The organism is Vibrio sp. 1401 (assembly GCF_033340295.1).
This window is the reverse complement of the sequence record NZ_JAWOWF010000006.1, coordinates 60,695-75,218: the sequence shown is the minus strand read 5'-3', so window position 1 is coordinate 75,218 and position 14,524 is coordinate 60,695. Positions and strand designations below refer to the sequence as shown.

Annotated in this window: 11 protein-coding genes; 5 read left to right on the top strand and 6 right to left on the bottom strand. The window is 45.9% G+C overall.

Going from position 1 to position 14,524, the window contains the following annotated elements; translation table 11 throughout:
* Positions 1-31 precede the first annotated feature (31 nt).
* The 3 genes from R7Z77_RS05225 (at position 32) to R7Z77_RS05215 (ending at position 3,907) form a co-directional block, all read left to right on the top strand.
* A complete protein-coding gene (locus R7Z77_RS05225; RefSeq protein ID WP_047102129.1) occupies positions 32-1,567 on the top strand; it encodes a bifunctional GNAT family N-acetyltransferase/carbon-nitrogen hydrolase family protein in 1,536 nt (511 codons plus the stop codon).
* 204 nt (positions 1,568-1,771) lie between these two features.
* Positions 1,772-2,359, top strand: coding sequence for a DedA family protein (locus tag R7Z77_RS05220; RefSeq protein ID WP_213967874.1), 588 nt, complete (start codon positions 1,772-1,774; stop codon positions 2,357-2,359).
* Between the two features lie 180 nt (positions 2,360-2,539).
* Positions 2,540-3,907 carry a Na+/H+ antiporter NhaC family protein gene (locus R7Z77_RS05215; RefSeq protein ID WP_005381672.1) on the top strand — a complete coding sequence of 456 codons (1,368 nt, stop codon included), beginning with the start codon at positions 2,540-2,542 and terminating at the stop codon, positions 3,905-3,907.
* 74 nt (positions 3,908-3,981) lie between these two features.
* Here R7Z77_RS05215 and R7Z77_RS05210 read toward each other — a convergent pair whose 3' ends face one another.
* The 4 genes from R7Z77_RS05210 to R7Z77_RS05195 form a co-directional block, all read right to left on the bottom strand.
* Positions 3,982-4,821: a 3-keto-5-aminohexanoate cleavage protein gene (locus tag R7Z77_RS05210; RefSeq protein ID WP_158157263.1), complete on the bottom strand. Its 840-nt coding sequence runs from the start codon at positions 4,819-4,821 to the stop codon at positions 3,982-3,984.
* The gene (locus tag R7Z77_RS05205) at positions 4,812-6,143 is read right to left on the bottom strand and encodes an aspartate aminotransferase family protein (RefSeq protein WP_213967873.1); all 1,332 of its coding nucleotides are present in this window, start codon (positions 6,141-6,143) and stop codon (positions 4,812-4,814) included. The genes R7Z77_RS05210 and R7Z77_RS05205 overlap by 10 nt, the downstream gene beginning before the upstream one ends.
* Before the next feature lie 208 nt (positions 6,144-6,351).
* Positions 6,352-7,620 (bottom strand): O-acetylhomoserine aminocarboxypropyltransferase/cysteine synthase family protein, encoded by a 1,269-nt coding sequence (locus R7Z77_RS05200; RefSeq protein WP_213872726.1) that lies wholly within the window; start codon positions 7,618-7,620, stop codon positions 6,352-6,354.
* A gap of 117 nt (positions 7,621-7,737) precedes the next feature.
* Positions 7,738-8,649 carry a LysR substrate-binding domain-containing protein gene (locus R7Z77_RS05195; protein WP_132937057.1) on the bottom strand — a complete coding sequence of 304 codons (912 nt, stop codon included), beginning with the start codon at positions 8,647-8,649 and terminating at the stop codon, positions 7,738-7,740.
* 106 nt (positions 8,650-8,755) lie between these two features.
* Between R7Z77_RS05195 and R7Z77_RS05190 the strand changes: the two genes are divergently transcribed.
* Together R7Z77_RS05190 and R7Z77_RS05185 are read left to right on the top strand one after the other, a co-directional pair.
* Positions 8,756-10,012 carry a D-amino acid dehydrogenase gene (locus R7Z77_RS05190; protein ID WP_213896195.1) on the top strand — a complete coding sequence of 419 codons (1,257 nt, stop codon included), beginning with the start codon at positions 8,756-8,758 and terminating at the stop codon, positions 10,010-10,012.
* Positions 10,013-10,319: 307 nt separating this feature from the next.
* Complete coding sequence (locus R7Z77_RS05185) at positions 10,320-11,867, top strand: alanine/glycine:cation symporter family protein (RefSeq protein ID WP_005381681.1); 1,548 nt, start codon at positions 10,320-10,322, stop codon at positions 11,865-11,867.
* 100 nt (positions 11,868-11,967) lie between these two features.
* Here the strand turns inward: R7Z77_RS05185 and R7Z77_RS05180 are convergent, their stop codons facing one another.
* The gene (locus tag R7Z77_RS05180) at positions 11,968-12,558 is read right to left on the bottom strand and encodes an acetate uptake transporter (protein ID WP_005381682.1); all 591 of its coding nucleotides are present in this window, start codon (positions 12,556-12,558) and stop codon (positions 11,968-11,970) included.
* Positions 12,559-12,740: 182 nt separating this feature from the next.
* Positions 12,741-14,423, bottom strand: a complete 1,683-nt coding sequence (locus tag R7Z77_RS05175; protein ID WP_213967872.1) for a chitinase — start codon at positions 14,421-14,423, stop codon at positions 12,741-12,743.
* Positions 14,424-14,524: the final 101 nt, after the last annotated feature.

The following is a 14,524-nucleotide window of genomic DNA, read 5'->3' as shown; positions in this document are numbered from 1 at the left end:
CTGTTTCAAAAGGATAAATGGATTGAAAGATATGGACAGCAATTCGCCCAAACTCTCATTACGTACCATTGAGCCAACGGATTACCCTGAGCTTGCAGAACTAATGGACTTAGTGTTTCCTGATGTTGGCGGCTCATGGCCACGGCTGACTATTATGGATCTCATTCATCAGTTTCCTGATGGCCAAATCTGTATTGAGGATAACGGAAAAATTGTCGGCGCAGCGCTAACAATCAAAGTGGACTACAACCGGTTTTCACTTCCTCACCTGTACACCGACATCATCACCGAGAACAACGTCATCCAAAACCAAGTGACCGGTGACGCCATGTATGGTCTCGATGTATTTGTTCACCCGGACTACCGTGGGCTGCGTTTAGGTCGCCGTCTGTATGATGCGCGTAAAGAACTTTGCCGGAGTAAGAATTTCAAAGCAATTTTAGCCGGTGGTCGCATCCCGAATTACCACAAATATGCTGACGAACTGAGCGTGGCTGAATACATCGACAAGATAAAACGCCGTGAGCTTCACGATCCTATTTTGTCTTTTCAGCTTGCAAACGACTTCGATGTCAAACGTATTATGCGTGGTTACTTGCCAGAGGATAGTGCTTCTAAAGGCTACGCAACTCTGCTGGAGTGGGATAACTTCTTCTACGAAGAGGATATTCAATCCGTACATGATGTAGAAAAAACGCTGATTCGTATTGGTGTTGTGCAGTGGCAAATGCGCGCCATGAATGACTTAGAGGACTTGCTCGATCAGGCTGAGTTCTTCATTTCTTCTCTTGCGAACTACAAAGCCGATTTCGCCCTATTCCCTGAATTCTTTAACGCGCCGCTGATGGGCTTGCAAAACGACCAAAATTCCGTCGAAGCAATTCGCTTTTTGGCTAGCTTTACAGAAGAGATCAAAAACCGCTTCTCGCAGATGGCAGTCACCTACAACATCAACATTATTGCTGGCAGTATGCCCGTCATCGAAGATGGCAAGTTGTATAATGTGGCCTACTTACTGCAACGAGATGGTGAAATAAACGCTCAATATAAGATTCACATCACGCCCCATGAGCAAAAAGACTGGGTGATCGACGGTGGTGACAATGTTCAGGTGTTCGAAACCGATGCAGGCAAAGTCGGCATACTGATTTGTTATGACAGCGAGTTCCCAGAGTTGGGAAGAATGCTCGCCGAGCAAGGCGCACAAATTGTGTTCGTTCCTTTCTGGACAGACACAAAAAATGGCTACCAACGAGTACGAATCTGTTCCCAATCACGAGCCATCGAAAACGAATGCTACGTTGCAATTGGGGGCAGTGTCGGCAACTTACCTCGTGTTGATAATGTCGATATCCAGTACGCACAATCTGCCGTATTCTCACCGTCGGATATCTATTTCCCACACGATGCGACCTTGACAGAAGCAAGCGCCAACACCGAAATGATAATCTTCGCTGATGTTGATTTGACTAAGTTGAAACAGCTTAATACCGAAGGCTCTGTCACCAACTTACGTCATCGCCGCCTTGATTTGTATGGCGCATTCACCAAAGCCAAAGAGTCATAAGGATCTCCCTAGTTCGCCGCTACCAAAGAGCGTGGCGGCGAGTAAAGCCAGCTGCAGGTTGATTCTGCGCAATTATCAGAGGCATGTCAGTTTTTCTCAACGGTGAGAAACAAGAATTGACCCAATAGGACATTCGGAGTATCACTCCAACTTCGTTCCGCTTTTATTAGGGGAAAGCTTTTGGAACATATTAACGAACTTCTCATGTCAATGAAGCCTTTGCTTGAGCAATACGGCTACGTTGCGCTGATTGTCAGTATATTTCTAGAAGGGATAGGTATCCCGATGCCTGGTCAATCACTGATGATCGCGGCATCTTTGCTCTCGTCAGAACAAGTCATGAACCTAAGTATGGTAATGATGGTATCGTGGCTGAGCTGCTTTTTTGGTAATACCTGTGGCTACTTAATCGGTTATTACTTTGAGGGGTGGTTAGATAAAAAAGGCTACATTTCCGGCCCGAAGATGCAAACGCTTCAATTGACTATCCAGAAATACGGCCCTACGTGCTTGGTGGTCAGCCGCTTTATTGAAGGAATGAAGCAATTTATGCCTCTTGCATGCGGTATCGCGAAAATGCCACGTAGAGAGTTTTTGCTCGGTAACGCCCTCGCGGCGACGGTTTGGGTATTGGTATTCAGCTTGTTAACTCGCTTTGCATTTGAACATTTAAGCGTGTTGAGCAACCTGTACACCGAATACAAATATCTGGTATGGGCATTTGCTGCTGTCTTATTTACGTGGATGGTTTTAGGTATTGTTAAACGCAAAAAAGCCAAATCAATGCAATAACGACAGTCTCTTCATTAGCGCATAACTAAAGCTCGTGGTATCAGTGAGATACGCAACACGAGCTTTTATCTTTTTCTTTACGTGTAAAATCTAAACAGCCATTTAGACGTCTAGACGTTGACAATGCGTAAATGTGATATTAGTCTGCTCTTCTCTCTTATCATTAACATTGTCGTTTACATGTCCGGTTCCCAACAAACAACTAAAACAGTTGCACCGTCTGCGGTCGCACTGATCCCATTAATTGTATTCCTTGCGCTATTTATTGGCGTAGGCACTTACTTATCTTTGCAAGGCGTGGAATTTGCCTTCTACCAGCTGCCTGCACCCATCGCGGTATTACCAGCCATCATCATTGCGTTTCTTTTAAGTAAAGAGAAACTTAACCGCTCAATCGAACACTTCATGCGTGGTGTTGGCCACCCAGACATCATCGCAATGTGTATGATCTATCTGCTTGCAGGTGCCTTTGCTGCGGTAGCAAAAGCCTCTGGCGGTGTTGATGCAACAGTGAACCTTGGTTTATCCGCTATTCCAACCAGCATGATTTTACCGGGCATTTTTCTGATTTCTGCTTTTATCGCAACAGCAATGGGGACTTCGATGGGTACCATCGCAGCCGTTGCCCCCGTAGCGTTGGGTATTGCTGAATCAGCAGGAATGAGCTTACCGTTAACCGCAGGCGTTGTGCTGAGCGGCGCTATGTTTGGTGATAACCTTTCTATCATCTCTGACACCACCATCGCGGCGACACGCTCTCAAGGTTGTGAGATGAAAGACAAGTTTAAAGAGAACATTCGTATTGCTTTACCTGCGGCGTTGATCGCGATTGCAGTGTTCGCTTTCAACAGTACCGCGACTCAAGTGCCTGCAACTGGCGATATTGAGTGGCTAAAAGTCTTGCCGTACATCACTATTTTGATCCTAGCGGTATCTGGTGTAAATGTGTTTGTGGTTCTGTCGATTGGCATTCTTTTGGCTGGCGGCGTGAGCTTGGCATCGATTGACAATTACGGACTGACTAATCTAGCCCAAGACGTATACAAAGGCTTTGGTAACATGCAAGAGATCTTCTTGTTATCCATGCTGATTGGTGGTTTGAGTGAACTGATGCGTCGCCAAGGTGGTCTTGCTTTTCTAACAAATTTCGTTAGTAGCCTTATCCACGCGTTTGGCTCTAGTCACTCTAAGCATGCGAACAGTCGTGCAAGCGAGCTAGGTATTGCAGGTTTGGTATCAATGGTCAATGGCTGTACGGCAAACAACACCGTAGCCATCATTGTATCGGGCAGCGTTGCTCGCCAACTGGCGGAAGAGAATAATGTCTCTCCTCGCCGCTCAGCAAGCTTGTTAGACATTTTCTCATGCGTGGTGCAAGGCGTGTTGCCTTACGGTGCTCAAGTACTGCTGCTAGGTTCCGTATTCAACCTCTCGCCACTTGAAGTAGTTGCCAATTCTTACTACTGTTTTGCATTAGCGATAGCGGCTGTTGTCGCGGTGTTTATCAAACATCCCGCTCGTCAACCTGTAGCGCAAACTGAGAACTAACGACAAATACCGAAAAGGCTCCGATGGAGCCTTTTTACTTTCCTTTCTTCTTTTTTTCTTTTCCGCGAGCAGATTTACTTCAAAGCTGAACGCAAACTTTGCGCACTGTGTAAAGGAATCGCAAAGCGATGCGCCACATCGCGTAGAGCTTCCACCTGAGCCGCGTTACTGATTGCTAATTCGCCTGCCACATCGACGTGGTTATTCTCAAACCCCACTCTCACATCGAATCCAAGTAACATCGCACTCGCTAAACAGTCTTGCTCTCGCGCGCCAAAAGCACAAATGGCACATCGAATTTCTTCCTCGACAAAACGCGCCAAATTCAAACCTCGTAAATCCCATGGCGAAGACTGTTGAGCTTGGTGATAACGCCCTAACACCACTAATGCATGCTGATGCGTTTTAGGTAACACGCCCGCATCACGCAGTTGGAAATAACGTTCAATGTCGGTTGCATCGTAGAGAATAATTTGGCTCACGATGTTGTGTTCTGCCACCCAATGGAAAAAGGCATGCCCTTCTTTCTCACTTGCGCGATCAGGGATTAACTCCCTCAATGCAAAAGAAGCCGCTTCTGGTTTCACAGCTTTAACTAACGCCATCTGTTGTGGCGGAGAATACAAGCCCACCGCCTCTGTGGTGAGCTGTACCATCATGTTTTGTCCCACCGCTTCTTTCACGGCATGGTAAATTGCCATGTTGTCGTCGATGTCTAATGAATGACGTCCGTTGGCGTCTCTAGCATGCAAATGGATCATGGCAGCCCCTGCCGTTTGACAAGCGATAGCCTCTGCAACCAGTTCGTCTGTTGTCATGGGTAAGCTGGCGTGATCGTACTTAGTTTTTCTTGCACCGTTTGGGGCCACGATAATAGCGATAGGCTCTCGTATAGATCGATTTTCTAATTCCATTCCTTCGCTACCTCTTTTAGCGTTAATGAGAGTTTGCCAACTAGCTCATCAATATGGTGAGGCTGAATAATGAATGGCGGTGCAAGCAAGATATGGTGCCCATTAACGCCATCAATCGTTCCTCCCATTGGGTAGCACATTAAGCCATTTTCCATTGCTTGCTGTTTGATGCGTTTGTCTGCCAATGTGGCTTTACTCAGAGGCGCCTTGCTTTCTTTATCCGCCACCAGCTCAATGCCAAAAAATAAGCCTTTACCACGAATGTCGCCAATGTACGGTAAATGGGCCAATTCAGAAGTAAGCTCATTACGCAGCAAAGCACTTTGCTGATTCACCGCCGTTAATAAATCATCTTGGAAGATGGTTTGAATGGTTGCCACGGCAGCAGCGCACGCCACAGGGTGCGCCATAAAGGTATGGCCATGTTGGAAAAAACCGCTTCCACCGGCAATAGCTTGGTAGACTCGATCATTCGCAACCACCGCGCCAATAGGTTGATAACCCGCACCAAGCCCTTTAGCCATACACACCAGATCGGGTTCTGCCTCTTCTTGCTCAAACGCAAAAAAACTGCCACTGCGTCCAACGCCACACATGACTTCATCCAAGATCAATAACACATCGTATTGGTCGCATATTTCGCGAATACGCTTGAAGTAACCTTGTGTGGCAGGCACAGCTCCAGCGGTGGCTCCCACAATGGGCTCAGCGACAAAAGCCATGACATTATCAGCCCCCAACTCAAGAATTTTTGCCTCTAGCTCATTCGCCGCTCGCAATGAGTAATCCAATTCCGACTCATGACTCTGCTGATAACGATAAGCATAGCAAGGGGCGATATGATGGCTCGGGTGTAAGATGGGTTTGAACGGTTCACGTCGCCATTCATTACCTCCGACAGCCAAAGCCCCCAAGGTATTGCCGTGATAACTTTGCTGACGCGCGATGAATTGCTTTTTCTCTGGCTTACCTGATTCCACGAAATACTGCCGCGCCATTTTTAGTGCCGACTCCACCGCTTCTGATCCGCCACTGACTAAATACACATGGTTGAACTGTTCAGGCATGTGCTGACAAACCAATTCTGCTAGGCGCTCACTGTTATCACTAGTAAAAAATCCAGTATGAGCAAACGGCACTCGCTCGATCTGTTCCAACATCGCTTTTTTAACGGCTTGATGACTGTGGCCAAGGTTTGATACCGCAGCCCCACCACAAGCATCGAGATACTGCTTTCCATGCTTATCGAATAGATAAACACCTTCACCTCTATCGATGATTGGCAGCGTGGCATGGCAGTGACGGTGAAATACGTAAGACATTTGAGTCCCTTCCAATGTGTAATACATGCACACATCATCAGGAACAAACCCAAACGTGACAAGAGAATAAATCTCACCCTCTATGAGCTTTTGGAATACCACAAACCAAAAACACCAAAACCCTTGATATTTAAACAATAAAATAAAAATAGGCCAGCTTTTTTAAAGACTGGCCTATGGGTAACCCAAAGCTAAAAAAAGAATCGTTTTACGCGTTTAGTGCCTGTTCTAAATCGGCTAGAATATCGTCAATATGTTCAATACCCACCGATAAACGAATCATCTCTGGAGACACACCAGCTTGTTTTTGTTCTGCTTCGCTCAATTGACGATGAGTCGTCGATGCAGGATGGCAAGCCAATGATTTTGCATCGCCAATGTTCACCAAACGCTTAAAGATTTTCAAAGCATCATAAAAACGCACACCAGCGTCATAACCATCTTTTAAACCAAACGACAAAATCGCAGAAGGCTTACCTTTCATGTATTTTTCAGCGAGGTTGAAGTGTGCTGAACTCGGCAAGCCGGCATAACTCACCCAACTGACTTTGTCATGCTGTTCCAAGAATTCAGCCACTTTGAGAGCATTCTCAGTATGGCGTTCCATACGCAGCGGTAACGTTTCTAGCCCTTGCATAAGCATAAATGCATTCAACGGTGATAATGCCGAACCGGTATTACGCAATGGTACGGTACGCGCGCGCCCGATAAATGCCGCCTCACCAAACGCTTCGGTATACACCACGCCGTGGTAAGAAGGTTCTGGTTGGTTGAAAACAGGAAAACGGTCTTTGTGCTGCGCCCAAGGGAATTTACCGGAATCCACAATCACGCCACCTAATGTGGTGCCATGCCCACCAACGTATTTAGTGAGAGAGTGAACTACGATATCCGCACCAAATTCGATGGGTTTGCAAAGCACTGGCGTCGCAACGGTGTTATCCACAATCACAGGTACGCCTTGTGCATGAGCAAGCTCCGCCACACGTTCTAAATCGATGATATTACCCGCAGGGTTACCAATGCTCTCGCAGTACACCGCTTTGGTATTTTCATCAATTAATTCGGCCAAACTTTCTGGCTTGTCATCTTTAGCAAACTTCACCTGAATACCCTGATTTGGCAGCATATGCGCAAACAAGGTGTAAGTACCGCCATAAAGTTGCGGCGTAGAAACGATGTTATCGCCCGCTTGCGCTAAGGTCAGAATTGCATAGTTAATCGCTGCACTCCCCGCACTCACGACCAATCCAGCAATGCCGCCTTCTAACGCCGCCATGCGTTTTTCCAGAACATCGTTAGTCGGATTCATGATGCGAGTGTAGATATTCCCCGGCACTTCCAAGTTAAACAGATCAGCGCCGTGCTGCGCGTTGTCAAACTCGTACGCGACTGTTTGATAAATCGGCGTCGCGACAGATTTAGTGGTAGGGTCAGTTTCGTAACCAAAATGGATGGATAGCGTTTCGTCTTTCATGTTCTTCCCTGTCTTTCATCACTCAAATAGCGGCAAGCAAAGCACTTACCTTGCTTAAAACTTATATTGCCCAATTTTTCAACAAATAACGTAGGGATGAATCACAGAGATAAAACGCTAATTCAACTGTCCAAGTAACCAGTGACGAAACGTTTCTGTCGCATTCGTACGTGTGTTCATGATCAAGTAATACCCTGCATTGGCAGGAATCGGTTTGAATGGAGAAACCAAACGCTCTGTCGTCAATTCATCCTCAATCAGTGCCATTCGTGCCATCGCAATCCCAACGCCTGCTTCGGCTGCAGACATCGCCATATCCGTTCGATTAAAAAAGTGTCCGATATCGGTTTTAAAATCCAACCCCATCGCTGACGCCCAATATAGCCACTCATAGTCACGCGTCGCGTTTTCCCATGGCATCGCATCGTGTAGTAGCGTCGCCTCTTGCCATTGCTTCACTGGCATTGAGTTTTTTTGCTCACCAAACAACGTTTTTAGCCAGCCATGATCCTCAAGGTATTTTGGACTCATCACCGGTAGCAGATGCTCATCCAAAATCAGCTCCGCGTTAGCATTTCTATAAGGATGAAGACCATAGTCAATTGCGACGTCATAGTCTTTTATCTCACTATTTACCAGCGCACCTTCCGCAAAGATTTGTACTTGGATATCCGGATTATCATGATGGAAGCTTTCGAGCTTTGGGACTAACCATTTGAAAGCAAAAGAAGGCGTCAACTTCAAACGAATTTCATTGGTTTGCTTTTCTACTTTGAGCTCATCAAGCAATTTGCTCAGTTCCGAAAAGTGAAACTGCGTCGCTTGGTGTAACTGAGTGCCTTTTACGGTTAAACGAATACCGCGAGAGTGGCGTTCAAATAAAGTAAAACCTAATAACGCTTCCAAATGAATAATTTGTTGGCTTATGGCACCAGTGGTGAGGTGTAAATGTCTTGCAGCACCAGTAAAGCTGTTGTACTCCGCGACTTGGCTAAATAGACACAAGCCACTTATCAGATTACTTTTCATCCTTGAGCCTATAGTTTTTCTAAACGCTGTGTGTAATTTATATCGATTGTTAACAAAAGGTAAAGAAAAGAAACTGAGCACTCTGATAAATGTGTGGAGTGCATCAATGGAAGTCATCGTATTAGGCAGCGGCGTTATCGGCTTAACCTCTGCTTGGTATTTATCTCAAGCAGGCTATCAAGTTACCGTCATTGACCGCCAACCAAGCAGTGCCATGGAAACGAGCTTCGCCAATGCCGGGCAGATCTCATATGGCTATTCTTCGCCTTGGGCTGCGCCTGGTGTTCCTGTTAAAGCCATTAAGTGGTTAATGGAGGAGCATGCTCCACTTAAAATCAAACCCACTCTGAATGCCGACATGATCCGCTGGGCGAGTAAAATGGTCGCGAACTGCACCCTACCTCGCTATCAAGTTAACAAGGCTCGCATGCTTTCGATCGCTAACCACAGCCGTATTTGCTTAGAACAGTTACGCCAAGAACACGCCATTGAGTATCAAGGACGTCAGTTTGGGACCTTGCAAGTATTCCGAACACATCAACAGCTGCAAGCTATTGAAAAGGACATGCAGCTCCTTGAACAAAGCGGAACCCGATTTAAGCTAATGGACGTCGAACAATGTATTGAACAAGAGCCAGGGCTTGCACTTGTGAAAGACAAACTGGTTGGTGGCTTGCATCTACCTGATGACGAAACGGGCGATTGCCATCAATTTTGCCAACAACTAACGGAGCTTGCTAAGGCACACGGTGTCCGATTTGAGTTCGATACTGAAGTAAGCAATTGGGTTACAGTAGGTAAAAAGATCATAGGTGTCCAAACGAACCGAGGACAATTTAAAGCAGACCAATATGTGGTGGCCTCTGGCAGCTACTCTACAGCGCTACTCAAGCAACTCGATATTGATATTCCGGTCTACCCTGTCAAAGGCTATTCACTCACCATCCCGATGGAAGATGAACACTTCTCTCCTCGATCTACTGTGATGGATGAAACCTATAAAGTCGCTATGACTCGATTTGATGACCGAATTCGCGTAGCTGGCACCGCAGAATTAGCAGGGTTTGATGCTTCCCTTCCACAAAAGCGCAAAAACACCATCGAAATGGTCATCCGTGATCTTTTTCCTCGTTGTGGTGACTTCAGCCAAGCTGAGTTTTGGAGCGGCTTTAGGCCAATGACGCCTGATGGCACACCAATTATCGGCGCGACTAAATACGATAACCTTTTTACTAACACCGGACACGGAACTCTGGGCTGGACGATGGCTTGTGGTTCAGGTCAATTGCTAGCAAGCGTAATTAAAGGTGAAAAAACAAAAGTGATGGATAATGCGGAGCTTAACCTTTGTCGTTACGCCTGAGGACATGACTGAACAAAAAATAGGCAGACACTTACTCCACAAAACGCATAACCACTGGCATTTTTAACTCATCAAAATCGCAGCACATTTAAATGACAATGTGCTGCATAATTAATCATCAGGCAAATCTTCTACCTAAAAGGAGCAAATAAGCAACAAGAACCAAATTTTAACAACTACTCTCCATTCTGTGTTCATCATCACGCTACAAAGGATTTGTAGCTAAAAAAGTTAACAATTGCATTACATAAAGGGTAATGTATTGTGTGAAAAACAACCACAAACACAACTAACAGGGAAAATACTCATGCAGTCATTAGTTGATTTTCTGAATGGAATTATTTGGAGCCCGGTACTGATCTATTTGTGCCTTGGCGCAGGTTTGTTCTATTCAATCATGACGCGTTTTGTACAAATTCGTCACTTCTTTGAGATGTGGCGCTTATTACTTTCAGGGAAGAGTTCAACAAAAGGGATATCATCATTTCAGGCACTTGCCGTTTCACTGTCTGGCCGTGTAGGTACAGGTAACATTGCTGGTGTTGCTGCTGCTATCGGTTTCGGTGGCCCAGGCGCCGTATTCTGGATGTGGGTCGTAGCCTTCTTTGGCGCTGCAACCGCATACGCAGAATCAACACTTGCACAAATTTATAAAGAAGAAGACGAAGGCGAGTTCCGTGGTGGCCCTGCTTACTATATTGAGAAAGCAATGGGACAAAAATGGTACGCTTGGATCTTTGCTATCGCGACCATCTTTGCTTGTGGTGTCCTACTTCCTGGCGTTCAATCGAACAGTATCGGTAACGCAGTAGAAGCCGCATTTGGCTCAGGTGACATGATTGAAACCGCTATTGGTACCTTCAGTTTTGCTAAAATTTTCACTGGTACGGTTGTTTGTGTCATTTTGGCTTTCATCATTTTTGGTGGCGTAAAGCGTATCGCGAACTTTACCCAAGTCGTTGTGCCATTTATGGCGTTAGCTTACATCATTACTGCGTTTGTCATCATCCTTCTAAACATTGGTGAGGTTCCACGCATTTTCGGCATGATCATTGGTGACGCGTTCACACCAATGGCAGGCGTTGGTGCAGCAATCGGCTGGGGTGTAAAACGTGGTGTCTACTCCAACGAAGCAGGTCAAGGTACTGGTCCTCACGCAGCAGCAGCAGCGAGTGTTGATCACCCAGCTCAGCAAGGTCTTGTTCAATCTTTCTCTATTTACATCGATACACTACTTGTGTGTTCAGCAACCGCGTTCATGATTCTTATCACTGGCGCGTACAACGTAAATGGTGCGATTGAAGGTACATTCCTGGTTCAAAACCTACCAGCGGATATTGGTGCAAATGGTCCTGTGTTTACACAGATGGCGATCGAAAGCGCACTACCTGGCGTGGGTAAACCATTCATCGCAATCGCTCTATTCTTCTTCGCGTTTACGACCATTCTGGCTTACTACTACATTGCAGAAACGAACATTGCTTACATTCGTCGTACGTTCAAAGTAAATGGACTGATGTTTATTCTGAAAGTCATCATTATTTCATCCGTGTTCTACGGAACCGTGAAAACCGCCAACTTAGCATGGGCGATGGGTGATGTAGGCGTAGGACTGATGGCGTGGCTAAACATCATCGGTATTTTGATCATCTTCTTTATGTCGAAGCCTGCACTCAAAGCACTGAACGACTACGAAGAGCAACAAAAACGTGGTGTGACCGATTTTACATTTAACCCTGTTGCACTGGGCATTAAAGGCGCAGATTACTGGGAAGATAAGTACCGACGTAAAACGGGTAAAGCACCAACGGCAGACAGCAATAGCGCAGAAACTGTTGAGCAACCATCAACATAGCGTTATCACATAAATAAGAAAAAGCAGTGGTCCGATTGAGGACATAAAAAAGGGGGATTAACCAATGGTTAATCCCCCTTTCTTCATTATGAGTAGCAGCTTAGGCGATAACCGCTTCAACTTTACGAGCGATTTTTGCTTTACCTACAGGTAACACTTCACGACCAAATTCGTTGTTCAGTACTTGTGCCATTGCGAAGTAAATTGCACTTGCGCCACAGAAGATACCCTCGAAGCCAGCGATAGCACCGATCACTTCGCTACCAGTGAAATCACGAGCAGCAAGCAAGAAGAACAGGATAGTTAGAGAGCCAAATACCACTTGCTTCGCTGTTGGGTAACATAGAGAACCAATGAACATGAAACCAGTGAAGATGCCCCAAAGCGCTAGGTACCAACCCATAAAGCTTGCAGGGCTTGCAGGAAGACCCATGTGAGGCATTACGATTAGACCAACCAATGTTAGCCAAAATAGACCGTAAGAAGTAAACGCAGTTGTGCCGAATGTATCACCGCGTTTAAAGCACATGATGCCAACGATTACTTGGCTAAGGCCACCGTAAAAGATGCCCATCGCTAGAATCATAGAGTCAATTGGGAAAAATCCTGCATTATGAATATTGAGCAGAATAGTGGTCATACCGAAACCCATAAGACCTAGCGGTGCTGGGTTAGCCAGTTTTGTCGACATGTACAAATACCTTTTTTCAAAAATGTTGATAAAAAATGCGCGCGAATTTTAATGGGCTCCAGAACAAAAGAGAAAAGCTGTTATTGAAAACTTAGATTCCATAAATAAACCACTACATATATAAAAAAAGACCCTGCAAAAAAGCAGAGTCTTTATAGATGGTTAGGTTGTTTTTTACTCGATCACTGACAAGAAATCTCGTCCCAGAACCAGTTGCTTTGCGTTGGGCTTTCCCACACTCCTGAGCCATTTTTCGCAACAAAACATTTGTTTTGGTACGTCACTTTATCGCCGTTAGCGACTTGCGTTACACCCGGCTCCCACTGAATAAAATTGCCTGTCACTGGTGGTTCTGGCTCGGTTACTGGCGGCTCTGGCTCAGTCACCGGTGGTTCAGGTTCCGTTGTAGGCGGCTCCGTAGGAGTGCCTGAAACCAGCTTCCAAGGGTCTCCTTTCGTTGGCTCATTACCTTGTGACCACCATTTCGCTTCGTAAACAGCACCTTGGTAAGAAACTTGATCACCCGTGTTATATACTTTGCCAGAATCCCAAGCTGCCACACCACCTACAGGCGGATCGACCGGATCCACTGGGTCTAACTTGTCAACTACACGAACTTCTGGCCAACCCGCATGAGATTGGTAGAAGTTAGTTACACATTTCTCATAATCACCCGCAACTAGCGCAGAGTAAGCCGTTTGGAAACCAACAAGTTCACATTCAAAAGAGTGGCCTCCCGGACGATCTGAGTAGTATTTCCAGTTTCCATCCCAGTTGGTGTACAACACGTCTGTCGCACCATTCAGATTTAAGCTACCGTAAGGCGTCTGCTGCCAACAGGTATTGGTCTCATCGGCTTCAATTGGAATTTGATAATGGGCGGCAAGACCTTCCCAATAACGAATACGGTTAACAGGTTGACCTTTATCCTTGTTTTGCTCACCACACTCAATACCACCATTGATCACGTTGATGGTGGTACCAAAGCCGTAACCAATGCCAGCATCAAGCTCACGCTGTGAAGGCACCCAAGTACGGTCAATCACATGTAGCATTGCAGGTTTCGGTGCTTGTGGGGTTAGGAAGAACCAGATAGCCGATGCTAAGTTCAGCCACGAATCCGCAACCAAGCCTGGATTTTTTAGCAATACAGATGCATCACCATCAAACATCACTTCAGAGAACGCGCCATAGTTAAAATGGTAAGAAAGCTGTTTTGCACCACGTCCAAAGTAACCTTGTCCAGGTTCACATGGCCAGCGTTTGTTTTGCCAGTCATTTTGACCACAACCTGTTGTGTAACCTTCTTGCCCTTCAGACCATCCCATTTCTCGCACATGAACCAAAGCTTGCTGCCACTCTTCCAACCCTAGCGGATTATCCGATACGTTATCGATCGAAATATGGCCACCGGTTTCTTGTGCAAAGTGAGCAAACGCTGTCATGATCGATTTTTTACAAATTGCATCCGAATCACGACCGTCTGTGTACTCACCACAGAATGCAGGGAACTTACCAATTGCACGTAGGAAACGCGTGTAAGTGTATTCAGGTGCCGCCATTTGAGTCAGGAAGTCCCACTCACTTTCGGGGAATACACGCTCTACACGCTTCACGTTTTCTGGGTTGGTTGTCGCCCCTGGAACAATCGCTTCAACTACTGAGTTCGGGCGTGTCTCTAATGCTTGTGACCAAATGGCATACATAGGATCAGAAGTTTTGCTTTGCTCTACGGCTTGAACGTCACCACGAGCAATAACATAACCATTCGGATTTTGCGGATCGGGCTGAATATTCATACTCGCATTCACTTGTGCTGCTAAGACACAACTCAATGCAAGAGGAAGATGTTTGAGTGCAAACATGTCTAGTCTCCGGATTTCAACAATACAATATACGAGGAATAACTAGACATATAGTGGATCATATATACGAAACACCGAGCCAAGTACGTTGATTCTGCGAG

Coding starts and splice junctions, on each gene's coding strand:
- R7Z77_RS05225 (WP_047102129.1), top strand. CDS start 32: ATGGACAGCAATTCGCCCAAACTCTCATTACGTACCATTGAGCCAACG.
- R7Z77_RS05220 (WP_213967874.1), top strand. CDS start 1,772: ATGTCAATGAAGCCTTTGCTTGAGCAATACGGCTACGTTGCGCTGATT.
- R7Z77_RS05215 (WP_005381672.1), top strand. CDS start 2,540: ATGTCCGGTTCCCAACAAACAACTAAAACAGTTGCACCGTCTGCGGTC.
- R7Z77_RS05210 (WP_158157263.1), bottom strand. CDS start 4,821: ATGGAATTAGAAAATCGATCTATACGAGAGCCTATCGCTATTATCGTG.
- R7Z77_RS05205 (WP_213967873.1), bottom strand. CDS start 6,143: ATGTCTTACGTATTTCACCGTCACTGCCATGCCACGCTGCCAATCATC.
- R7Z77_RS05200 (WP_213872726.1), bottom strand. CDS start 7,620: ATGAAAGACGAAACGCTATCCATCCATTTTGGTTACGAAACTGACCCT.
- R7Z77_RS05195 (WP_132937057.1), bottom strand. CDS start 8,649: ATGAAAAGTAATCTGATAAGTGGCTTGTGTCTATTTAGCCAAGTCGCG.
- R7Z77_RS05190 (WP_213896195.1), top strand. CDS start 8,756: ATGGAAGTCATCGTATTAGGCAGCGGCGTTATCGGCTTAACCTCTGCT.
- R7Z77_RS05185 (WP_005381681.1), top strand. CDS start 10,320: ATGCAGTCATTAGTTGATTTTCTGAATGGAATTATTTGGAGCCCGGTA.
- R7Z77_RS05180 (WP_005381682.1), bottom strand. CDS start 12,558: ATGTCGACAAAACTGGCTAACCCAGCACCGCTAGGTCTTATGGGTTTC.
- R7Z77_RS05175 (WP_213967872.1), bottom strand. CDS start 14,423: ATGTTTGCACTCAAACATCTTCCTCTTGCATTGAGTTGTGTCTTAGCA.